Genomic DNA, 22,067 nt, shown 5'->3' on the forward strand with positions numbered 1-22,067 from the left:
GAAGATGAAAAATAGATTATCAATTATTATGGCAATAGCAGGACTGTTATTTTCTTGCTCATCGGATATGGAAACTGGTAATGTCTCCAGACTTACTTTTTTCCCAATAATTACCATGAATGGGGACGCGGAGTTACTTGTCCCTTTTGATTCAACCTTTGAAGATCCAGGAGCCACAGCCGACGCCGGTGGAAGCTCCGTTGAAGTCGTAACTTCCGCCAGTGGGACTTATCAGGGAGCGGATGGTGTAGATACTTCAGTTCCCGACAACTATTTAGTAACCTATTCAGCTCAAAACGATGATGGTTTTGATGGAACTGCCATTCGAAATGTTTGGGTTGCAAATACCGGGGATTTGGTCAACAGTATAGAAGGACTCTATTTGGCTAACGTACAAAGAGCACCAGATTTTGACTTCCTTCCCCAATATACGGATATGAACTATGTCCTGATTTGGCAAACAGATGATGGAACAGATACCTATGAAATTTCACATGCCCTCGGGGGTTATTATGATTTTGGTCGTGGTTATGGCCCAGGTTATGCTGCGCGAGGTGCTGTGATAACAGCAAATGACATACCATCTAACGATTTCACAGTTGGTCAAGCTGTCTTTCCAATTTGGGGAAACACCGTTGACATTACAGATTTTCAAGTTGACTCAGAAAATAAGGAAATAACATTCACAGGAACAGGAAATTTCGGCAATGGTGTATTCCATGTACAGCTAACTCAAGTTCAATTTTGATTTTAAAAAAATGAAAAACATATATAAAAGTAAAATTCTAAAGGCCTTGTTTATATTTTCAGTAGGGGTTTTGGCTTTGTCCTGCGACAAACATGAGGATTATGTACCCGGCAAATCAAATCTATCCGAAATGACAGGAGATTGGTACATAAAGTTTTTAGTAGATGATGAGGATATCTACGGTTTGGGATATCAACTGATTACCACAGCCAACAGCGCAGATGAGTCCTCCCTTTGGATTGACGATCATTCGCACACTTGGTCATTTAAGGTAAAAAGCTCGGTTGACATGGAAGCTATGACATTTTCAGGGTCAGATTTAGAGAGTAATGTTGACGATTATGAGGTTAATGTCAATATTACCAAAGGCACTATCCTGAAAGATGCTGTGGAGTCAACAGGCGGAAATGTCGTAGACAGCATATACTTTGAAGCCGAATTTTCAGATGACCCGGGTACAATTTACCAATTCGCCGGTTATAAGCGAACCGGTTTGGCAGAAGATGAACATTAAAGTGTAGCGAGGAAGCCATTTTTGATGAGGGCTTTCCCAGAAGAGGTTGTTCAAATGGACAACCTCTTTTTTTGTGCCGTCCAGAGTATCTATCAAAACAACTTGAGTTGAAATAAGATACTAGTTATCCGCTAACATTCAACCGCTTAAAATTTTATGTCAGGTCGAGCGCAGTCGAGACCTACTTAAAATTCGAGTCATATCGACTTCTCGACTGCGCTCGAAGTGACATCAGTTATTTTTATTGGAATTCCCGATCAACAAGCTGTGGATGTAGGTTGAACACAGTTAAATTATGTTTAATGGCGAACCCATGAATAAAACGAAACAAAAAGCCTCCCATAAAGGGAGGCTTTTTTATGCTGTATTATTTGCTTACCTACTAATAAAAAGTAGCGCGTTTGTCCTCAATATCGGCACCATCTTTAAGTGCGTTGTACACCGCTCCGTTTACCCTATTGGCTGCATTGGTGCGTAATGTTTTGGCATAAGTGCTAAAGTTATCCACGTTGGGAGCTTCTTCTTTCTTCGTCACTTGGATCATAAATACTCCTGTTTCTCCTTTAATAAGACCTGAGGTTGCACCTTGGTCCAAGGCAAAGGCAGTACCCACCACCAATGGCTCCCTTCCGGCTCCAGGTAGGGTCGGCGACTTCATGGTCAATGCTGAGGCATTGGACTTGGCTATGTTGCTCGCCGAAGCAAAGGCATCCAAATCCATATTGGAATGTGCGGAGATGATTTGCTCCGCCTTACGCTCTTTTCTGATAAGCGGTAAAGCTGTGGCAGAAGCATCCTCTGGAGTCATTAATCCTTCCTTGTATTTCTTGGTTACCTGGACTACGGCATAACCGTTGTTGATGTTGAAACGTCTAATGTCTCCCACCTTGGTATCATCGTTAAAAGCCCACTGAACAATTCCCCGTTGGGCGGAAAGTCCAGGTAGGTTTTCATCCAATTCCTTGATTTTGTTAACCGGTCTAACTACATAGCTGCTTTCTGTAGCAATATCGCTAAAGGCTTCGGGCTCGGCATCAATGGCCGCCATTTCAAATTTGGTGGCATCGGTGAACAAGGTGTTTATGGTTTCCTCAGACGGAGCTACCTCACGGGAAAGGGTCGCAACCTGGAGCAAATCTTGCTTGTCATCAATCTTAATGATGTGGAATCCAAATGGTGTTTCCACCATTCCAATTTCATCCAAGTCGTGCTCAAAAAGAAAGTTTCTATAATTTTCGGCCAACCCAAGATCAGTTTGTCTGAAGTACCCAATATCACCTGAACGCTGAACCGCTGTTGGGTCATCTGAATGTTCCCTGGCAAGCGCTGCAAAATTAGCATCCGCCTTTTGGGCTTCCACCAACATTTTCTTGGCTTCTTCCTCTGCTTCCTCCTTAGTTCTTGTGATATCTGCCCCAGCTCTTTCAGCACCTTCATAGGCGTAAAGAATGTGGCTGGACTTTACGGCTCCTTCGGCCTTCTTGTCCAACACTTTGGTCACCCTAAAGAAATCACCATCACGATATGGCCCGTACACCTCGCCAATGGACAATCCCATTAAAGTGTCGGCTGCAATGGATGGCAATTCACTTTTGGTTTTGAAAATGCTATCGTATTTGGTATCGGAATTTCTATCCAAGAAAGCTGCAATGTCATCTGTATTGGAAAATTGCTTTTCTACATAGGTGGTATCTGCAGCGTTGGTCACCTTGTCCTCAATTAAATTGGTGATATCCTCTTTCACCTGATTCTCATCTCCCAAGGAAGGCTTTTCCTCAAAATAAACAAAGCGGATATCCCTGGCTTTTTCTTGTTTGAATTGATCCTGATGGTTGTTGATGTACGTTTGGATATCATCCTTTGTGACTTGGATGGTACTATCGGCAATAGCAGTATAAGGTACACGTACGTACTGGATGTCCACCTTCTCGTTGGCCATTTTGTAATCAAACTCCCCCTCGGCAAGTGTGGCTCCCACACCTCCTTTGATCAAGTTAAAATATAAACGTTCTTTGGCGGATTGAATGATACGTGCCTCATCCTGCAACCAAGCATCGTAACGCAAGGGATCATTTACACTCCAGTTGGCAACGGCACTTCGGAATACTTCGGCATTGAAAATCCCATTCTCATCCTGGAATTCTGGGATTTGGGCATAACCGGATGTCCTAACGAACTCAATGATCTGATCGCTCTCCACATCAATTCCAAGATCCTTGAACTGCTGATCCAAAATGGTGCTTCTTACTTGCTGCTCGTACACCTGGTTCACCAATTGTGTATTGGAAAAAGTAGGGCCAAAACGTCTTGAAGCAGACTCTACTTCTTTTCTAAAGTCGTCAATGGAAATACTCTCCCCATTAATCTCAGCCACCGCGGAGCCTACTTTGGCACCCCCTGCAAAATCATTGCTGGTAAAGACTCCTGATATTACAAAGGCGAACAGGGCCATACCGATAATCAAAATCAGCACAGTTGTTCGTTTCCTAATATTCTCTAATATTGCCATTTTACTGCTTGTTTTCTGCGAACTCCCCTAAGCTTTTTCCAATTGGTTAAAAAATTGCTGTTTGGGCACCATATTTTGTCTTTTTCTTCTTCCGTAGCGCCGCTATGCAATGCTAAAAAAACTTCATCTGGTACCAAAACCCCTAATTTTCACTTCAATCCAAAAAGTTTAGGTGAATTCAGTATTTTCAGTGGGCGAAAATACCATTTTCTTTTCAAATAGGAAAGCTTAAAAAAGCTTGGAAATTGTTAATCTTCAGGGAAAACCTGTAGGTTGACCAAATCGATCTTGGTATTGGACACTTCCAATATCTTGAATGAGAAATTATCGATTTTCACCTCCGAATCTTGTTCCGGAATCTCTCCCGTTCCATTCATGATGAGTCCACCCAATGTTTCGTACTCCTCACTTACGGGAAGTTCCAGTTTATAGTTTTCGTTGATGTAGTCCACCTCCAGCCGGGCAGAGAACTTGTAAACGTTCTCGCTAAGCTGTTCTTCATGCAAGTCTGTACTATCATGCTCATCCTCAATCTCGCCAAACAGTTCCTCAATAATGTCCTCCACCGTCATAATCCCTGATGTGCCCCCATATTCGTCCAAAACGACGGCCATACTCTTCCTTTTTTTGGTGAGTACATTGAGGATATCCTGAATCAACATGGTTTCCGGGACAAATTCCACGGGAAGCAAGATACTTTTGATGGTTTTGGGCTTTTTGAAGAGTTCATAGGAATGTATATACCCTATAATCTCATCTATGCTTTCTTTATAGACCAGAATTTTGGAATATCCCGTTTCCGAAAACAGTTTGGCCAGATTCTTTGGAGTCTCATCCAACTCCACCGCCATAATTTCGGTTCTGGGAACCATGGCCTCCCTTGCCTTTACATTGGAAAATTCCAGTGCTTTCTGAAAAATCTGGATTTCTGAATCCACTTCATCTTCTTCCTCCACCGTTTCCATTTGTTCGGTAATGTAATCCCCAAGTTCCAATTTGGTAAAAGTCAGTTGTACCTCGTCCCCATCGGTTTTGAAAAAGACCCGTAATATGAAATCCGACACTTTGATCACAAACCAGGAAATAAAAGAGAACAGTACATAAAAGAAATATGCGGGAATGGCAAAGAACTTCAATAAAGTGTTGGAATAGATCTGAAAGAGCACCTTGGGTAGAAACTCTGCGGTGATCAATATGATGAAAGTGGAAATAATGGTTTGGGAAAGCAGGCTAAAGTCCGTCAACAAAGCATTCAGAAACCCACTTGTTGTGGGCAACAGGGTTTGAAACCATTCCATAAGCCTATCGCCCATAAAAAGCCCGTAGACCACCAAGGCAATATTGTTACCAATGAGCATGGTGGCAATAAATTTGGATGGCTTATCGGTTAGCCAGGTAAGTACCTTGGCAAAAAAACCTTCCTGTTTTTTCTCAATTTCAATATGGATCCGGTTGGCGGAAACAAACGCGATTTCCATTCCGGAAAAAAAAGCCGAAAACAGTAAAGACAATACTATTATGATCAGCGAAGGGTCCAAACAATATTACTGTTGGTTATCTTGTTTTCGTTGCTCAAAGCGTTTGCGGTACTTTCTCCTAAAAAGAAACATGGCAATGGAAACCACCGCGAAAAAAATAAATATATAGGTCTCTTTGGGCTCCACGCTCCACAAGGTGGCCACCTTGTAAATGGAAACAATGGCAACGGCCAAATACAGGTATTCGGTATATCTTAAAATCTTAATCATCCAGTTCTTTTTCTTTTATAGTCATTAGACCAAAGGTCTTATGGGCCTTAAAATAACTTCGGTTTCTATTGAAATCCATTCCTTCCCCGTTCATTATGGAACCGTCCTCAGGATTAGTGAAAGTGAACTCCTCCTCTGTAAATATCCAATTGTTGGATCGGTCAAAAAACATTTGTGGGGCCTCCAATTTCTTCCCATCATGACTTTCCAGAACCACATTGCCCTGTAAGTCAATCAGGTTGGTTTGGGTATACACAATTCCATAATCGGCGGTAATAACACTCTTCTGATTGTTATCGTCAAAAAAGTCAACTTGAAGCCCATTAGGAAAGGTACGAAATTTAAAAACTTGGTTATCGAAGTCCTCATAAACAGGACTTGTCAGAATAGCAATGACCCGCGAGCTATCTTGATCTTGGGTTCCCATTTCTTTGGGAGTCTCTGTATAGGTGAGGGTCAGATTTTGCGCGATTCCTTGCGGATAAATTGGTTTTACGGCTTCTTCCCCAACCCTTTCATAGTTGTCCCCACAGGACATAAAAAGGATTGCCACGGTAAAAACCGTGGCAAAACACTTTAAAATATTTCTTGATTTTCGAATCACACTATAGATTAGGCACTCTTACGCTACCTCCAACCCAGCAACTGAAACTAACTGTTTTACCAGCCATTCCAGAGCTAAATATCATCTCTTTGGTGGGAGCCCGTTCCGTATAACTAGCAGCCGATTTACCAGCACGTCTGCTCAAAGATGGATCCACACGTCCAGCTTTTCTAGCCATTTCTGCAGCTCTCCAATAGATTGCTCTTTTCTCAAAAGGAGTACTACCACAAGCATTTGCACTGGTTGCATACAAATTGGCAATCAACAAATACGCCTTCCCATTAGCTGGGTTGGCATTGATTGCTTTCTGGGCGTAGTTCCTTGCCTGGGATTTGCTACTTCTTCTAACCGTAGTGGCAATCTTATAAAGGATATTGGATTTTCGATATGGGTCCGTCTCCAATTCCACAGCCTTGTTAAAGTCATCAATAGCTCCTTTGTTATCCCCAGCTTTTTGCTTCAACACACCACCATACATATAGGCATCTGCAGAAGGATCCAATGCCAATTGGGCCTCAAATAATTTTCTGAACATGGGATCGTCCGTACATTCTTTGGAGAACATTCTACCAACGGCACGTTTTACCCAGTTTACATCGCCCTTCTTGGCGTCATAATTCTTTTCGTAAAGGGGAATCAAATTTTCGCAATTTGCCAAATCCCCTAATTTGGTATCGATACTGGAAGCAATTTGACCGTATGACTTGGAATTGGTCTCATATACTTTTTTACGGCGCTTTTCTTTGGAAGTCAATGCCGTACCTGCATCTTCTTTTTCCAACAATTTGCTCAAAGCATCCGTCAATTTTTTGTTTTCGGCCTCAACCTTTTCAGTTACATCATCGTAATTGTCAAACACCTCTTGAAGTTCTTTGGAACCTGCTTTGTGCAAGTCAACCAAAGTAGAGAAGTATAGATAAAGGGCTTTTGGGTTTTTGAAGTTTTTTCGGTCTTCTTTAAACGCTTTGTCCAACATGTCGTACAACTGCGTATCGGAGGCCATTTTATTGTCGTAAGACAACAGGGCTTTATCAATAGCCACACCAGCTTTGCTAAACTTGGTTGGGAAATATTTAAGGCTATTGTCATATAGGGACATCAAATCTTGGATATACCCATCCTTGTCTGCCCCAGAAGAATTCTTGATTTTATGGGAAAGTATTTTTTCGCCGTAGGAGAAATTGGCCTTGTTGATGTCAGGGCAACTTTCATACACCATTTTCCATGGTTCGTATGCGGCATCATAATTTTTAACCTTAGCGTGCTCTGCGTAAATGGAAAGATTGGTCATGCACTCTGGATTCTGTGCTTGAGCCATACTTAATCCCATCGACATAAGTACCGCTATCATCGTTAAGTAGTGTTTCTTCGTCATCTTACTAATTTTAAAGTGGTTAATGTACAAATTTTCATGAAAAAAATATCTTAAAGGAGCAGATATCATAGGTATTTTGCAGATATCAAAATAAAATCCCCATCAATTTATTTTTCTTTTAAGGAACCATTTGTCATTTAAGGACAGACCAACGTTGACTTTAAAGTAGCCCTCTTCAATCAGGTTCGCATCTGTTGTGCCCCGTTTTCCAAGCTCAAATCCTAAGTTGACATTGGAGAAACTATTGCCCAACGGTAACCCAAATCCAAAATTTATGCCAAAATCATTGATCTCTTGCCCATTAACTTCCAAGCCGCTGACTTCATAACGAACACCTGCCCTATAGGTTATTCTTTTATGGTACCCTCCAAGAGCCCTATAATCCGGCACCCAATATCCACCCAGTGCAAAACTACTTGCATCCAAGTACGATACATTTTCTATCCCAAGAAAGTCATTCTTGAAATCACTAAACTGCTGAAAACTGTATTCCCCTCCAATAAACCATTTCTTATTCTCTCCAAAACCTAGACCCAAGGTAGTTTTGGTAGGTATTTTCAATTCCGTGTTTTTAAGATTGTTTTCATGCAAATTCACATCGATTACCTCAATTTCCTGACCATTGACCAAGGAGAACGAACCCAACCTGGCCGAATTCTCCGAGGCAAGGTTGCCCTGGGTATTGACCAAAACAGAAGTGTACAGGGTATACTTGTTCTTAATGGTAGGGGTATAAGTGGCCGCATAGTTGAAATCCAATCCGTTGATCCGAGATTCCCTTCGGTCCAAAGTCCCAAACTGAACCCCTTCCACACTTTGGATACGTTGATATTCCAAGGTTCCAAAATTGAAATTTCCCGTGACCCCAATACTCAGGTTTTTAATGGGTTCAAATCCAATGGAGAAGAATATTCGGTTTAGTCCGCCGTCTCCAGTGAATACATTGGTAACAGCCTGACCATCATTGTTGGTAGTTTCATCGGTAAGCTCATAACCCACAGAAGACAATGGCATAATTCCAAATCCTGCCCCTACTTTATTTCCAATAGGGAAACCAATGGCCAAATAATCCAAATTGGTGACGTTGGCATTCTGCTTTTCCTGACTGTCCTTTAGGGTGAACCTGCTACGGGAAATCCCTGCAGTATAAGTGGTAAGCCTTAACTTGGAATAAGCAGCTGGATTGTTAAGGTTCAAGTGGATACTATCCGCATACAAACTAATTCTCCCCATCATTTGGTTTTCCACAGAACCACTGTTCCTAAGGTCCCCAATACCAAAATAAGAGTAAGGTGATATGGTGGCGTTTTGCGCAAAAATGCCGTGTGCAGCTACGCAAAATAATGCAATCAAAAATTTCTTAACCATCTAGCGTTTGTTGTATTCCAGCAAGTAGTTTAGCCCCTCCAAGAGAAATTTAGAATTCGCAAATATGGTATTTTTTAGCCGTTTAGCAAAAAAATGGAAGTCGCCTCCTGTTAAAATAACTGTTAAATCTTGAAAGCGAGATCGGTACTGGTCAATTACTCCATCAATTTCTTGTGAAATCCCATTGATTACACCGCTGTGCATGCTGGTTTCGGTTGAGTTGCCAATAAAGTCCAGAATTTCGTTTGGTTCCAACAACGGAAGTGCCGCTGTTTGGTTGTTCATGGCCCTATATCGCATTCGTATTCCAGGAGAAATGGCACCTCCAACATACTCTCCAGAGTCATTGATCATGTCATAGGTAATGCAGGTTCCCGCATCCACGACCAGGGTGTTCTTCCTGGGATTTTTATAGAAGGCCGCCGTGGCCAAGGCCACACGATCCATTCCAAGGGTATGCGGTGTGGCATAGCTATTTTTAAAAGGTACTTTAGAATCATGGGACAGCACGTGTACCTTGCAAAAAAGGGAAAGCAAATCGGATTCTTTATGCTCCAGTTCCCCTACGGAAGATATTAACGCTTGGTTAATCTTGGGAAATTGCTCGAAGAGTTCTTTTACTTTGGACAGGAACAGTTTTGATTCGGAAGCTTGGTCGAACAAGAGTGTGCGATTTTCAAAAACGGCATACTTTATAAGGGTGTTACCAATGTCGATGACCAAGTTCATATTGCAAAGATGAAAAATTGAAAAAAAACACCTGCCTTTTTTCCCCTTTTTGTTTGTATATCCTAATTTTGAAATTATATTTGCACCCGCCTTTGCAAAAGGCTTGGAGGGTACCTTAGCTCAGTTGGTAGAGCAACGGACTGAAAATCCGTGTGTCCCTGGTTCGATTCCTGGAGGTACCACAAAGTGGTAGATACAGAAAGCACTCTTAGAAAAGGGTGCTTTTTTTTGTGCAACAAAATGAATCGAAGCCTGTCCTGAACGTATTGAAGGAATATCTAGAGGTACCACAACCTATTAAACACAGAAAGCACTCTTGAAAAAGGGTGCTTTTTTTGCACTTTTCGCAAATTTAATCCGTGCACTGCAATCACGGGTTCCCAGGTCATAAGTTCTGGATATTAGCGCTGTATCTGCAGAAAGATGACTTCACCATCCAAAAACTTTCCAGTCCATACATACAAATGGTTCAAAAAATACGTTGTAGGTAAACACTTACATTAATTGTAGTCTTTATTTATAATTCGTATGAATGCAACTATTATAAGGGAAACGGTAAAGGATACGTTTACCAATACTTTTAAATCGACAGCTGTACTACTGGCGACCATGTTATGGTCTTCAATCTTAATAACCTGGCTTGTATCCAGTTATGATATCCAGTCCTTGCCCATGTACCGGCTGCTGATCCTTGGCTTAACCACCCTGCTGTTGGTTTCCGGTCTTTTGGTTTTTAGGAATCTAAAAAAAACAGCAAGAGATAGTACGCATTTTGCTCAAAACAGGGCCATAATCAAAACCGCAGCAGAATGCATCTTCACTATGGATGCCAATCAGATTATACAATCCTTCAATCCTGCGGCAGAGTCCTTGTTCCAATATACCGAAGAGGAAATTAAAGGAAAGCACATTGATGTGTTGCTCTCAGACGATTTTGTCCATAATACGGAGGACACTACGGACTGCAGTAAGGGCAGCAAAAATGCCAAACTAATAGGCAAGGATCAAAAGGTATTGGCCAGAAAAAAAGACGGTACCCTGTTCAACATCAATGTTTCCATTGCTGAAATCCAGATTGGGACTGAGGTTACCCTTGCGGGCATTATGCGCGATCTATCCGAAGAGACCCGGCAACAGGAAGAAATTGAAAAAAGGACTCAAGAAATAGAAAAACAGCATTGGATAAAAACTGCTATTTCCAAAGTATATGACGTAACCAAGGGGGTTCAGGACATTGATGCACTTACAGCCATCTTGAGCGGGGTGATCAGCAAACTACTGGAAGCCTCCGTGGGGACCTTTTATCTAAACCAAGGTCTTTTTGACTGTGATTTGGACGAATTAAAACTATATGGGAGCTACGCTTTTAAAAATACCAAGGAGCTTCCCGAAACTTTAAAGTTTGGCGAAGGTTTGGTTGGTCAATGTGCCCTTGAGGGAGAGCAAATAACCATAAAGGATGTTCCAGAAGATTATATAGAGGTGAATTCGAGTTCCGGTAAGACCACCCCAAAGGAAATCACTATAATTCCAATAAAACACAACAGGGAAGTTATTGGGGTAATGGAGTTTGGGACCGTAGGTAGTTTCAGTGATGCGCAACAGGAGTTTGTGAAGGAAATCTGTTCTTCCATTGGAATCATCATCAAAGGTGTGGTTGAACGAGCCAAAACCGAGGAGCTTTCCATTGAGATCAACAATCAAATATCTGCCATCAATCGTTCCAATGCGGCCATCGAATTTGATCTTGACGGAAACATCCTTACCGCCAATTCCCTTTTTCTAGACCTTATGGGCTATAGTTTAGACGAGATAAAAGGCAAACACCATGAAATATTCGTAGAACCTGAATATGCCAAATCCAAAGAATATAAAAGGTTTTGGGAGGAACTTAAAAAAGGAGAGTTCAAACAAGGAGAATTTGAACGTTGGGGAAGGGAAAAGCACTCTGTTTGGATACAAGGGTCATACAATCCAATCTTTGATGTTGAGGGTGAGCCCTATAAAGTGCTAAAAGTTGCAGTGGACATCACCAAACAAAAAGAGCAACAAATAAAAACAGATGAACTCTCCATAGAGATCAACAATCAAATTTCCGCTATCAACCGTTCCAATGCGGCCATTGAATTTGATTTGGACGGACATGTACTTTCTGCCAACGAACTATTCCTTAATCTAATGGGATACACTTTGGATGAAATCCAGGGGAAACACCACAAAATGTTTGTGGGCAACACCTATTCCAAATCCAGTGAATACAAAGGTTTCTGGAAGGAACTGAAGCAAGGGGAGTTTAAACAAGGAGAGTTTGAACGCCGAGGAAAGGACAACAAGACCATCTGGATTCAAGGTTCTTACAATCCCATTCTAGATGTGGAGGGCCAACCCTATAAAGTCCTTAAAATAGCTGTTGATATCACGGAACAAAAAGAGATTCAGTTCGAAGTACAAAAACAAAAGGAGATTGTGGAAGCCCAAGAAGAAGAATTGCGGGTTTCCAATGAAGAACTCACCAAACAGGCCAACCAGTTGCAGGCATCGGAAGAAGAACTGCGGCAACAGCAGGAAGAATTGGAAAAAGCCAATGTGCTATTGGAGGAGAAGGCACAACAACTGGAAGAACAACATCTGTACACGGTTGAAAAAAATGCGGCTCTGGAACAGGCTCAAGCAGCCTTGGTCCTCAAATCTGAAGAACTTGAAAAAAGTGGTAGGTACAAATCGGAGTTTTTGGCCAATATGTCCCATGAGCTTAGAACGCCACTCAATAGTGTCATCATTCTCTCCAAATTGTTGCAAGACAACAAAACAGAGAATCTTACTGAAAAACAAATTGAGTTTGCCCAAATTATCAATAAATCTGGAGAAGACCTGCTTAGCTTGATCAATGAGGTATTGGATCTGGCCAAAGTGGAATCCGGTAAAATTGAGTTGGAAATTGAATCCGAAGACCTTAGAGCATATGCCGAGGAAAGTAAAAAAACCTTTGTTGCCATAGCACAGGACAAAGGGGTTGATTTTGTTTTAAACATAGACAAATCACTTCCAGAGACCTTTACAACGGATAAACAAAGGTTGAACCAGGTGGTCAAAAATTTACTGAGCAATGCCTTTAAATTCACCGAAGAAGAAGGAACTGTAACCCTAGACTTTAAAAAGAGCAAAACACTTCCAAAATTCACAAGTCCCTCCCTTTTGAAACAAGAACAGGTGTTGCAAATTTCTGTGACAGATACCGGGATTGGAATAGCGAAAGAAAAATTGGGATCGGTTTTTGAAGCATTTGTACAAGAGGACGGCACCACACAAAGAAAATACGGAGGAACCGGTCTAGGTTTAAGCATTTCCAAAGAATTAGTAAAGCTCTTAGGTGGAGAAATTTTTGTGGAAAGTGAAGTTGGAAAAGGTTCCGTTTTCACACTGTTCCTTCCCTTCGACTGTTCGGAAGTAGTTCAACAAGTAACTCCTGAGAACAAGGAACCCGAAGCACAATCAACCGAACAGGAAAACCCCAAGGTTTTGGAAATCCAAGAAGCGGATGAAAAAACCGCATCGGGGAACAAGAAAAAAGCGCTAGGAAAGAAGTTGGAAGCGGTTATTGCAGATGATCGCGAACAGTTACAAGCAGGTGACAATACCATACTGGTTGTGGAAGATGACCTCCAATTTGCCAAGGTACTTTTAGATCAAGCTAGGGAAAATGGTTTCAAAGTGGTGGTCACCGATCAAGGCGACAAGGCCCTCCAACACGTGGAGGTATACAACCCAAAGGCCATAATCCTAGATATGCAGTTGCCTGTGATGGATGGTTGGACAGTACTGAAAAAACTAAAAGCCAGCGCAGCACACGCCCACATCCCTGTACATGTCATTTCCGGTATTGACAAGACCAAACTTGGTCTGGAAATGGGAGCTGTGGAATATTTGGTGAAGCCCATTGCGCTCGATACCCTGGAGCAAACCTTTTCCCGTATTTCCGAATCCATTGCAACCAATGACGTTAAAAAAGTACTGATCATTGAAGACGATGAATTGAACAATCAAGCACTGCAGGAGATGATCAAAAGCAAACGACTGGATGCCGTTGCCGCGAAAAATGCCAAGGATGCCAGAAAGTTGTTCAAAAGTGAGCATCCCGATTTGGTCGTATTGGACCTTGGTTTACCTGATATAGATGGCATTGAACTCCTGAGTGAGCTAAAAATGCAGAAAAAAGAGGTTCCGGTCATTGTATTTACCGGTCGCGAACTGACAAAAAAAGAATTGAAGCAGATTGAGCGCCACAAGGACACATCGGTTGTGTTGAAGACCACAAAATCCTATGACCGCCTTTCTGAAGAAACCGAACTCTTTATGAATATGCTCAACGCCACCCAAACCGATTATCAAGTCTTGCCTCCCAAGGAATTTGGGTCAGAAGACATCATAAAAGGAAAAAGGATCCTGGTTGTGGATGATGACATGAGGAACATCTATGCCCTGGAAACGGTTTTGGAAGAGGCAGAGGTAGTGGTAACCGTAGCCACCAACGGCGCGGAAGCTGTGGATGAAGTAAAGAACGGCGAATTTGATGCCGTACTCATGGATATCATGATGCCCGTTATGGATGGGTACGAGGCAACCAAGAAGATTAGGGCAATGGGGCACACCAAACTTCCCATAATTGCACTGACCGCCAAAGCCATGAAAGGAGACCGGGAAAAATGTCTGGAAGCAGGGGTAAGTGATTATATGTCGAAACCCTTGGATGTGGAAAAACTAATGTCCCTATTGAGGGTTTGGCTGTATAATTAATGGAAGCGTTGTTAGAAATATCAGAAAATGAACTGGACGATTTTATACAATTGTCCGACAAGCTTTATGGCATCGATTTTTCGGGCTACGCTCTGGAGTCATTGCGCAGGCGGGTAACGCGCCTCATGCAGCTAAAATCATGCGATTCCTTTACGGCTTTCAAGTACTATCTGGCCAATCAGCAATTGAGTGATGAAGAGTTACTGAACGAAATCTCGGTAAATACCACAGAAATGTTCCGTGATTTTGAAGTGTTCAAATTCCTTAAGGACGAAGTATTCAGTGTACTGGAAACCTATCCCAGGATCAACATCTGGCACGCAGGATGCTCAACAGGCCAAGAACCCCTAAGTCTAGCCATATTGCTAAAGGAACAGCAACTACTGGGAAGAACAGTCCAGTATTGCACGGACATTAATTCCGAAGTGCTGGCCCAGGCCAAAAAGGGAATTTATGAGCTGAAGGAAATGAAGGACTATTCCGCCAATTATATCAGGGCGGGTGGAGCCTTGTCCCTGTCGGATTATTATGTCGCCAACTACGGTAAGGCAAAAATGAACAGGGAATTGGGAAAGAACATGGTATTTACCAAGCACAACCTAATCAACGGCACTTCCTTCAATCAAATGCATATGATCATGTGTCGCAATGTTTTTATCTATCTGACTACAGCGCAGCAAAACAAAGTGCTACGCCTGTTTATTGATAGTCTTGTACCTCGTGGTTATCTGATTTTGGGAGTGAAGGAGAGCGCCGTTTTTTCAACGGTTTTAAATGAACTGGAAATTGTAAATGGCAAGCTCAAGATATATAGAAAAAAAAGATAGCCATAACACCATCAAGGTGGTACTTTTTTGTGGTTCTACCGGCGCCATTGAGGTGCTGGAAAAGTTTTTAATGCATGTTAGCCAAAAAAACCTGAAAGCCGCCATCGTAGTGATTCTGCACAGAAAAACAGGCCCTCAGGATTTGCTGGTCAAGTATTTAAATCAAAAACTCAAAGTAATGGTAAAAGCAATTGAGCATGGGATTCCCTTGGAAAAGGGAGTCATTTACATTGCCCCTGCGGGATACCACTGTATGCTGGAAAAAAACATGACCTTGAGCTTGGACCTCAGCGAAAAAGTAATGTTCTCCAGACCTTCCGCAGATGTATCCCTGGAATCCTTTTCATATAACCTTAAGGATCGATTGATTGCCATAATTGTGAGTGGTGCCAATTCGGATGGTGCAGATGGCGCCAAATGCGTATCCCGTAGAAAGGGAAAAATCATTGTGCAAAATCCGACAGAGGCTTTTGCCAAAACAATGCCAAGTGCGGTTATTGATAGCTTGGACAGGGTAGACCACATTGTAACCACCAAAGAACTTTATAAAACAGCCGCCAAATACTTTTAAAAATGGACAAAGCAAAAATTCTTATTGTAGATGATCTAGTGGAAAATTTATATTCCCTGGAACAGATTATTGAAAGGGAGGACCGAGAGATTATTTCGGCCACAAGCGGAAATGAGGCTTTGAAATTGGCACGAAAGCACGAATTTGCATTGGTCATCACAGATGTTCAAATGCCAGAGATGAACGGCTTTGAGTTTGTGGAAATATTTAGGAGCAAAAAGAGCACCCAAAATGTGCCGGTCATCTTTGCCACTGCTATCAACAAAGAGAAAGAGTACGTGATCAAAGGGTATTCCGAAGGTGCGGTGGACTATCTGTACAAACCCTTAGATCCCGAGATTGTTGCGGCCAAAGTGGACATTTTTGTCACCCTCTACAATCAAAAAAGAACCTTGGAACAGCAGTATCAGGAGCTGGATACGCTGAACCAACTCAAAAATAAATTCCTGGGCATAGCGGCACATGATATTAGAAATCCCCTGGCAATTATCGAATTTTATTCCAAATCCCTTCTAAACGAATTGGAGCCTGTCCTTAAAGACCCTGCCAAAATCCAGGAACTGGAAAACATTTTCGTTTCCACCAAATTTGCCCAAAATCTGGTCAATGAATTTTTGGATGTCAGCAAAATTGAGTCGGGAAATATGGATCTTGAAGAGGAAATGGTGGATGTAGGTCATTTTCTGGAAAACAGCATCCAGTTCAACCAAGTATTTGCCAACAACAAGAAGATCAGTCTCATTGGCGATATTCAAGTCAATGGCCTTCAAACAGCTTTTGACCGCAACAAGATGAACCAAGTCTTCAATAATCTGATCACCAACGCCATCAAGTTTTCACATGAGGGTACCTCAATCCATTTGAAGGCCCATCAAAAAGATGACCATCTAGTGATTTCCCTCGAGGATGAAGGACAAGGCATTCCTAAAAACGAAATTATCACTTTGTTCGATCCCTTTGCCAAAACCTCGGTAAAGTCCACGGCTGGTGAAAAAAGTACAGGATTGGGGCTAATGATCGTCAAGAAGATTGTGGATGCCCACCAAGCAGAAATAACCGTGACCAGTAAGGTGGGGGTCGGTTCCTGCTTTACCATTGAACTCCCCATCCGCGAGTTGGGGACCTTGGAACCAATTTCCAATCAATTTGACGAGCAAGAATTACCTTCACAAGATGAACAACTAAACATTGTGGTGGTTGATGATGATATCTTGATGCGAACCCTTTCCGAAGTCGTATTCAGTAAAATTGGTGGGAACATTACCATGCTTGAAGATGGCGAGGCCTTACTTGATCAGGTAGAGGCCATAAATCCAGATTTGATCTTTACGGATATCAACATGCCTGGAATAAGCGGGTATGATCTGGCCAAGGAAATTCGGAATAAGGGCATTGAAATCCCCATTTTTGGACTAACCGGATTTATTAACGATGAAGTCCAGGCACTTTCCAAAAAGTCGGGAATTGACGGGGTCTATGAAAAGCCGCCTGTGGAAAATATGCTGAAGCACCTCATTTCACAGGTGAATGAGCAGCGAGCCTCATAAGTAGAAGTTGCCTGTTTTGGTCAATCTAGTTTTTCAGGGCCTTCGGTATCATTGGTAATCCTCCAGCGTTCATTCTGTATGGACCTATAAATGATTTCAAAATACAAGCCTTCCTCCAACAAATGGTTTAAACTGTTCCGCAAGAGCAGATAATCTTTCCTAGAGTTTTTGACCTCCACAATAGTATAGGAGGCGTTCACGGGGATTGCCATCCCTTTATCCAAAGTTGAATAAGAAACCGCCTTTATACTATCCAATTCCGGCATTCTGGTTTGTAAAAAAGAGAGCACTTCATTATCAAAATCGGCCAAGTCAAAAGACGCTCCTTTATGTTTGATGGTTACATTTTCCAAAATGGCCGGACCAACACCGTAATTTTTCAACGAAAGACTATAGTGGTCATCTGCCGAGCTGTTAGAAATTGAAAGGGACAGATAAGGTAAGATGGACAAGTAATTTTGCCGACTCATTAAATTGGTCTGATAAATGAAAATAATGAGGGTTATAAAACTAATGACCATGGCCGTGAGGCTTAGTATTCGCTCCGAATTCCATTTAAGTTTTAAGGCCATAACAAGATTGAAAATGGTTTTTGATGAGGGTTAAACCGATATTGGTCGTATTTTTATTTGGACTTTGAAAATAAGATAAAAAGTCCACCTACCTATGAACTTAAACCAAATTACCGTTCCTTCCTTGGATTTATCCAAGTCCGTTCCTTTTTATAAGACCTTGGGATTAAAATTGATTGTAGAAGCCTTGCCCCACTATGCCCGATTTGAATGTCCGGATGGAAACTCCACCTTCTCCATTCACCAGACAGAACAGTTACCTAGTGGCGATGGAATCTATGTATATTTTGAGTGCGAAGATTTGGATACCTATGTTAATGGTTTGATACAAAAAGGCATAGCATTTGACTCAAAGCCCACCGATCAACGTTGGCTTTGGAGGGAAGCCCGATTAAAAGATCCAGACGGCAATCAATTGATTCTGTTTTATGGTGGGGAAAATAGATTAAATCCTCCCTGGAGAATCAAAAAAGAAGGTTAGCACTTTTTGCGAAAGAAACCGTACGCTAAGCCCAAAAGCCTTCTTTAAACAAGATCACCAATACAAGCAGGGCTGCCAATACAAGGATTCCTACAGATCCATATATTTGGTTTTTAAGATGGTTCATGTGTTCTAAGGTTGATTTATCAATATACGGAATTTGTAGTATTATTCCTTGTTTTCTTGCTAAATTATAACACATCTGACCCTAGGAGTAAAATTTTGGTGCATTTGGCTCCCCAAGAGCATGGTATCCAGTTGTTCAAACTGGCAGCATTACAGGATATAAGTCTGTAACGGGAAAAGAGACAAAAGTTTGAAATCTTCAGTCTACTCGAAGTAAGATTTGGAAGTCAAAAAAGCTATGGGAGGATCATCATTGGGAATGGGCAACCAAAGTCTTGATTTCTTAATTAGCCAGTTGCCATTTTTGTTGATCAGTAAATGTGATTGCCTATACCTTCTTACCACCATGCTCAAATCTTCAGAATAGATTTCTTGGAGCACATCCACCCAGGCCGTAGTATTGTCAATATGGTCCACCTCAAATTTTAACCGAAGCCTGGCACTATCAAGTTCGGGGTATCTGAGGAATAGCCAGTCCCCAAAATAGGTTTTGAGCATTTCCTTTTCCCTTATGGTCCATCCAAAGGAGTTTTCCCAATCCATATCCTCGGAGTAGCAAGCCACTAGGCTACCCAGATCATGTGTTGCCAGCGCACTGTTCATCTTTTTTACAACGCTCACCACCTTGTTCTCTTGATTTTCGTGTGTTGCAACCTCACAAGAAAAACAGCAAATAGCTGTCAGAATTATTAAAAATTGCCTCATGATTTTTTGGTTCAAGTTTATTCTTGGACAGTGAATCGTCAAAAAGGTTTAGTTCGAGCATTGGGCAAACCATAGCCAGTTTAAAACTGAAGCTTTCCGTTTATCAAATAAACAAAGTGATCTTGCAGAGCGGAAAATGTTGTTTTAATTTATAAATTATTCATGTGAAAAACATCTTGGCGTTATTCCTACTCCTCTTGAACCTTGGCATCTGCCATGGCCAATCTGATTATGTGGTTTTAAATGACAAGGAGGCCCATGAAAATCTAATAGATTTGCTCATTTACTTGCCAAAATCCGCCGCTCCCACTACAATTTCAACCTCTGAAATGACAAGGGTCAATTCAATGATGAAAGACTGCATCCGGACATACAATGATGGATTAAAAAAAAGTGGTGAGAACAGGAAACACTTCAAAAAGTATAAAATATTGAACTTGCGCCACTACAAAATCCAATATGTGCCCTATGTCAACGAGAAAGGGGAAAAAGAGATTTGGATCAACGGATTCTGCGATAGCATGGGCACAGATTGGAAAAAGGAGGTAATTTTTGTGTTTGATGGCGGGAATTGCTTTTTTGAAATTCGGCTTAATCTTACAACGGGGGAATGCCATTCCATTGGAATTAGCGGTTATTCAGGTTAGTGATAAAAGTCATTAAAACTCATGCTCATACGTATTAAGTTTATCATCAATTAGCTTGAAGAAGGTTTTTACCAAATACCAAGTAAATGCGCACCTATATTTTAGCCTGGTTTCCGATGGTTCTTATTGCAATTGCCAATGGATTGTTCAGGGAGAAATTTTTGGCAAGTCGTTTAGGTGAACTCCAAGCCCACCAGGCATCTTCTGCCACAATGATTCTCTTGCTGGGTGTCTACGTTTGGGCAATTTTTAAAATGTGGCCGCCAACATCTACCATTCAAGCCATATGGATTGGATTGCTATGGTTATTGCTAACTGTGCTATTTGAGTTTTTATTTGGTCATTACATTGTAGGACATCCTTGGGAAAAACTTCTCCATGATTACAATATTTTCCAAGGACGCGTTTGGATTTTGGTCCTTGTTTGGATAGCTGTTGCACCCTACGTTATTTATCAATTACAGAGGTAGTAGCGTTCCACAAGGCTACCACCAAAACGTCAGTTCGAGTGTCCCGAATAAAATTCGGGATGTATCGAGAACCTACACAGCCTCGCCATGATCTGCTCATTTAGATCTTACCCAAAACCTTTTAGCGAACTAAAAATCTTTACTTTTAGCTTCAAAGGATACGTCATGAGGAAATTGCTATTTGTATTGGCATTTTTTAGCGTAAACGGCTTGTTTTCGCAACAATTGGAAACAGCAGAACTGGAAGAACTTGCTTCCAAATTCACAAAAGCTTCTTTTCCCATTTATAGGGATTTGCTCTCCATCCCTTCAGATGCCAATTATCCGGAAGACATTGAATTGAATGTGCAATGGTGCGAAAATGCTTTTCAAAGTAGAAACTTCACGACCACTAGGATCCAAACGGATTATGTGCCGCTTCTGCTGGCAGAACGAAAAGCAAAAGCAGCGCAAAAAACCGTCCTTATATACCTGCAGCTGGACGGCCAGCCCGTTGATAGCACAAAATGGTTTCAGGAAAGCCCTTGGGTACCAGTACTGAAGCAACAAAATGAAAAAGGCGATTGGGAACAAATCCCTTGGGAGAACATAGAGAACTACGAGGATGACTGGAGGGTATTTGCCCGCGCCGCTTCCGATGCCAAAGGACCTGTTGCCATGTTTCTCGCTGCTTTGGACGCCATTGAATCCCTAAATATTGAACCCAATTTCAATATGAAGGTGATCATGGATTTTGAGGAGGAATTAGGTTCTCCGCACCTTCCGCAAGCGGTAAAGGACAACTCGGACTTGCTACGTGCAGATATGTTGATCATTCTTGATGGGCCAGTCCATAATTCCAACAAACCCACCCTCGTGTTTGGAGCAAGGGGAATTGCACAAATGCAATTGACCACCTATGGCCCAATAGTACCGCAACATAGTGGCCATTACGGCAATTATGCACCCAATCCGGCTCTGCGGTTATCAAAGTTGCTGGCTTCCATGAAAGACGATGACGGGAGGGTTACCATTCCTGGATTTTATGACGGTGTCCATATTGATGCGGTCACGGAAAAAATACTGAAATCCGTCCCTGATGATGAGACCGAGATTAAAAACAGGCTCAAAATAGTTAAGCCTGACAAAGTTGGGCGCTATTATCAAGAGGCCATCCAATACCCATCACTCAATATTCTGGGGATGGAATCTGGATGGGTACGGGAGCAGACCCGGACCATTGTACCCAGCCATGCCATAGCCGAATTGGATATGAGGCTGGTTCAGGGATCAGACCCGCAGCGACTTATTAGATTGGTACAAAAACACATAGAAGAGCAGGGCTATTATGTTATAGGCCAGGAACCTACGGATGCGGAACGAATGAAATATGATAAAATCGCAACGTTTACCCATAAAGTGTTTTACCATTCTTTTCAAACCGATTTTAATACAGAAGTGGGCCAATGGCTCCAAAGGGCCTATAATAGAGCATATGCGGTGGACCCCATACGGATTAGGATGGGAGGTGGATCTATCCCCATTTCGCCTTTTGTAACCACCTTGGGTATTCCTGCTGTGCTTGTGACCACGGTTAATAGCGACAATAACCAACATAGCCCCAATGAAAACCTAAGATTGGGCAACTATAGGGAGGGGGTAAAAGCCATGATTGCATTTTTAACGGAAGCGCTATGACTCTTGCCTTCTGATTGGGAAGGTATTTGTTAGGGTAGCACCACAAGAAGTGCTT

At 41.9% G+C, this 22,067-nt stretch carries 19 protein-coding genes and 1 tRNA gene; 11 read left to right on the top strand and 9 right to left on the bottom strand.

Annotated features, from left to right (window positions below; translation table 11 throughout):
• The first annotated feature begins 4 nt into the window (after window positions 1-4).
• Both ACOOE0_RS02635 and ACOOE0_RS02640 read left to right on the top strand, forming a co-directional pair.
• Window positions 5-748: a BT_2262 family domain-containing protein gene (locus ACOOE0_RS02635; protein WP_420400927.1), complete on the top strand. Its 744-nt coding sequence runs from the start codon at window positions 5-7 to the stop codon at window positions 746-748.
• Between the two features lie 10 nt (window positions 749-758).
• Window positions 759-1,262 carry a lipid-binding protein gene (locus ACOOE0_RS02640; RefSeq protein WP_420400928.1) on the top strand — a complete coding sequence of 168 codons (504 nt, stop codon included), beginning with the start codon at window positions 759-761 and terminating at the stop codon, window positions 1,260-1,262.
• Between the two features lie 382 nt (window positions 1,263-1,644).
• Here ACOOE0_RS02640 and ACOOE0_RS02645 read toward each other — a convergent pair whose 3' ends face one another.
• From ACOOE0_RS02645 to ACOOE0_RS02675, 7 genes are all read right to left on the bottom strand, one after another.
• Window positions 1,645-3,771: a peptidylprolyl isomerase gene (locus ACOOE0_RS02645; RefSeq protein ID WP_420400929.1), complete on the bottom strand. Its 2,127-nt coding sequence runs from the start codon at window positions 3,769-3,771 to the stop codon at window positions 1,645-1,647.
• 248 nt (window positions 3,772-4,019) lie between these two features.
• Window positions 4,020-5,249, bottom strand: a complete 1,230-nt coding sequence (locus ACOOE0_RS02650; protein ID WP_420400930.1) for a hemolysin family protein — start codon at window positions 5,247-5,249, stop codon at window positions 4,020-4,022.
• 66 nt (window positions 5,250-5,315) lie between these two features.
• Window positions 5,316-5,519, bottom strand: a complete 204-nt coding sequence (locus ACOOE0_RS02655; protein WP_138837866.1) for a hypothetical protein — start codon at window positions 5,517-5,519, stop codon at window positions 5,316-5,318.
• Window positions 5,512-6,123 (bottom strand): LPS export ABC transporter periplasmic protein LptC, encoded by a 612-nt coding sequence (gene lptC, locus ACOOE0_RS02660; RefSeq protein ID WP_420400931.1) that lies wholly within the window; start codon window positions 6,121-6,123, stop codon window positions 5,512-5,514. Before lptC ends, ACOOE0_RS02655 begins: the two co-directional genes overlap by 8 nt.
• A gap of 1 nt (window position 6,124) precedes the next feature.
• Window positions 6,125-7,498 (bottom strand): hypothetical protein, encoded by a 1,374-nt coding sequence (locus ACOOE0_RS02665; protein WP_420400932.1) that lies wholly within the window; start codon window positions 7,496-7,498, stop codon window positions 6,125-6,127.
• Window positions 7,499-7,600: 102 nt separating this feature from the next.
• Complete coding sequence (locus ACOOE0_RS02670) at window positions 7,601-8,866, bottom strand: hypothetical protein (RefSeq protein WP_420400933.1); 1,266 nt, start codon at window positions 8,864-8,866, stop codon at window positions 7,601-7,603.
• A complete protein-coding gene (locus ACOOE0_RS02675; RefSeq protein ID WP_420400934.1) occupies window positions 8,867-9,595 on the bottom strand; it encodes a type III pantothenate kinase in 729 nt (242 codons plus the stop codon).
• A 109-nt stretch (window positions 9,596-9,704) separates the two neighbouring features.
• Between ACOOE0_RS02675 and ACOOE0_RS02680 the strand changes: the two genes are divergently transcribed.
• The 5 genes from ACOOE0_RS02680 to ACOOE0_RS02700 all read left to right on the top strand — a co-directional run bounded on the left by ACOOE0_RS02680 (window position 9,705) and on the right by ACOOE0_RS02700 (window position 17,334).
• Window positions 9,705-9,777, top strand: a tRNA-Phe gene (locus ACOOE0_RS02680).
• 346 nt (window positions 9,778-10,123) lie between these two features.
• On the top strand, window positions 10,124-14,389 hold the full coding sequence (locus ACOOE0_RS02685; RefSeq protein WP_420400935.1) for a response regulator: 4,266 nt from the start codon (window positions 10,124-10,126) through the stop codon (window positions 14,387-14,389).
• Entirely contained in the window at window positions 14,389-15,216 is an 828-nt protein-coding gene (locus tag ACOOE0_RS02690; protein WP_420400936.1) for a CheR family methyltransferase, read from the top strand. Before ACOOE0_RS02685 ends, ACOOE0_RS02690 begins: the two co-directional genes overlap by 1 nt.
• Window positions 15,182-15,787: a chemotaxis protein CheB gene (locus ACOOE0_RS02695; protein WP_420400937.1), complete on the top strand. Its 606-nt coding sequence runs from the start codon at window positions 15,182-15,184 to the stop codon at window positions 15,785-15,787. The genes ACOOE0_RS02690 and ACOOE0_RS02695 overlap by 35 nt, the downstream gene beginning before the upstream one ends.
• Window positions 15,788-15,789: 2 nt before the next feature.
• Window positions 15,790-17,334 carry a response regulator gene (locus ACOOE0_RS02700; protein WP_420400938.1) on the top strand — a complete coding sequence of 515 codons (1,545 nt, stop codon included), beginning with the start codon at window positions 15,790-15,792 and terminating at the stop codon, window positions 17,332-17,334.
• Window positions 17,335-17,354: 20 nt separating this feature from the next.
• Here the strand turns inward: ACOOE0_RS02700 and ACOOE0_RS02705 are convergent, their stop codons facing one another.
• Entirely contained in the window at window positions 17,355-17,906 is a 552-nt protein-coding gene (locus ACOOE0_RS02705) for a hypothetical protein (protein WP_420400939.1), read from the bottom strand.
• Between the two features lie 94 nt (window positions 17,907-18,000).
• Between ACOOE0_RS02705 and ACOOE0_RS02710 the strand changes: the two genes are divergently transcribed.
• Window positions 18,001-18,387: a VOC family protein gene (locus ACOOE0_RS02710; RefSeq protein WP_420400940.1), complete on the top strand. Its 387-nt coding sequence runs from the start codon at window positions 18,001-18,003 to the stop codon at window positions 18,385-18,387.
• A gap of 330 nt (window positions 18,388-18,717) precedes the next feature.
• Here ACOOE0_RS02710 and ACOOE0_RS02715 read toward each other — a convergent pair whose 3' ends face one another.
• Entirely contained in the window at window positions 18,718-19,218 is a 501-nt protein-coding gene (locus ACOOE0_RS02715; RefSeq protein WP_420400941.1) for a nuclear transport factor 2 family protein, read from the bottom strand.
• 164 nt (window positions 19,219-19,382) lie between these two features.
• Here ACOOE0_RS02715 and ACOOE0_RS02720 point away from each other — a divergent pair, with 164 nt between their 5' ends.
• The 3 genes from ACOOE0_RS02720 (at window position 19,383) to ACOOE0_RS02730 (ending at window position 22,012) form a co-directional block, all read left to right on the top strand.
• Window positions 19,383-19,865: a hypothetical protein gene (locus ACOOE0_RS02720; protein WP_420400942.1), complete on the top strand. Its 483-nt coding sequence runs from the start codon at window positions 19,383-19,385 to the stop codon at window positions 19,863-19,865.
• Between the two features lie 86 nt (window positions 19,866-19,951).
• A complete protein-coding gene (locus tag ACOOE0_RS02725; RefSeq protein WP_420400943.1) occupies window positions 19,952-20,335 on the top strand; it encodes a hypothetical protein in 384 nt (127 codons plus the stop codon).
• Between the two features lie 165 nt (window positions 20,336-20,500).
• On the top strand, window positions 20,501-22,012 hold the full coding sequence (locus ACOOE0_RS02730) for a M20/M25/M40 family metallo-hydrolase (protein WP_420400944.1): 1,512 nt from the start codon (window positions 20,501-20,503) through the stop codon (window positions 22,010-22,012).
• The last annotated feature ends 55 nt before the right edge of the window (window positions 22,013-22,067 follow it).

Origin of the sequence: Flagellimonas sp. (assembly GCF_965215805.1) — a bacterium.
Taxonomy (GTDB): Bacteria; Bacteroidota; Bacteroidia; order Flavobacteriales; family Flavobacteriaceae; genus Flagellimonas.

What these genes read in the sequence shown, in the direction of transcription:
- ACOOE0_RS02640 (WP_420400928.1), top strand. Translation starts at nt 759, where the DNA reads ATGAAAAACATATATAAAAGTAAAATTCTAAAGGCCTTGTTTATATTT.
- ACOOE0_RS02685 (WP_420400935.1), top strand. Translation starts at nt 10,124, where the DNA reads ATGAATGCAACTATTATAAGGGAAACGGTAAAGGATACGTTTACCAAT.
- ACOOE0_RS02705 (WP_420400939.1), bottom strand. Translation starts at nt 17,906, where the DNA reads ATGGCCTTAAAACTTAAATGGAATTCGGAGCGAATACTAAGCCTCACG.
- ACOOE0_RS02665 (WP_420400932.1), bottom strand. Translation starts at nt 7,498, where the DNA reads ATGACGAAGAAACACTACTTAACGATGATAGCGGTACTTATGTCGATG.
- ACOOE0_RS02655 (WP_138837866.1), bottom strand. Translation starts at nt 5,519, where the DNA reads ATGATTAAGATTTTAAGATATACCGAATACCTGTATTTGGCCGTTGCC.
- ACOOE0_RS02715 (WP_420400941.1), bottom strand. Translation starts at nt 19,218, where the DNA reads ATGAGGCAATTTTTAATAATTCTGACAGCTATTTGCTGTTTTTCTTGT.
- ACOOE0_RS02645 (WP_420400929.1), bottom strand. Translation starts at nt 3,771, where the DNA reads ATGGCAATATTAGAGAATATTAGGAAACGAACAACTGTGCTGATTTTG.
- ACOOE0_RS02670 (WP_420400933.1), bottom strand. Translation starts at nt 8,866, where the DNA reads ATGGTTAAGAAATTTTTGATTGCATTATTTTGCGTAGCTGCACACGGC.
- ACOOE0_RS02730 (WP_420400944.1), top strand. Translation starts at nt 20,501, where the DNA reads ATGAGGAAATTGCTATTTGTATTGGCATTTTTTAGCGTAAACGGCTTG.
- ACOOE0_RS02650 (WP_420400930.1), bottom strand. Translation starts at nt 5,249, where the DNA reads ATGGAAATCGCGTTTGTTTCCGCCAACCGGATCCATATTGAAATTGAG.
- ACOOE0_RS02690 (WP_420400936.1), top strand. Translation starts at nt 14,389, where the DNA reads ATGGAAGCGTTGTTAGAAATATCAGAAAATGAACTGGACGATTTTATA.
- ACOOE0_RS02725 (WP_420400943.1), top strand. Translation starts at nt 19,952, where the DNA reads ATGCGCACCTATATTTTAGCCTGGTTTCCGATGGTTCTTATTGCAATT.
- ACOOE0_RS02635 (WP_420400927.1), top strand. Translation starts at nt 5, where the DNA reads ATGAAAAATAGATTATCAATTATTATGGCAATAGCAGGACTGTTATTT.
- ACOOE0_RS02675 (WP_420400934.1), bottom strand. Translation starts at nt 9,595, where the DNA reads ATGAACTTGGTCATCGACATTGGTAACACCCTTATAAAGTATGCCGTT.
- ACOOE0_RS02700 (WP_420400938.1), top strand. Translation starts at nt 15,790, where the DNA reads ATGGACAAAGCAAAAATTCTTATTGTAGATGATCTAGTGGAAAATTTA.
- ACOOE0_RS02710 (WP_420400940.1), top strand. Translation starts at nt 18,001, where the DNA reads ATGAACTTAAACCAAATTACCGTTCCTTCCTTGGATTTATCCAAGTCC.
- ACOOE0_RS02695 (WP_420400937.1), top strand. Translation starts at nt 15,182, where the DNA reads ATGGCAAGCTCAAGATATATAGAAAAAAAAGATAGCCATAACACCATC.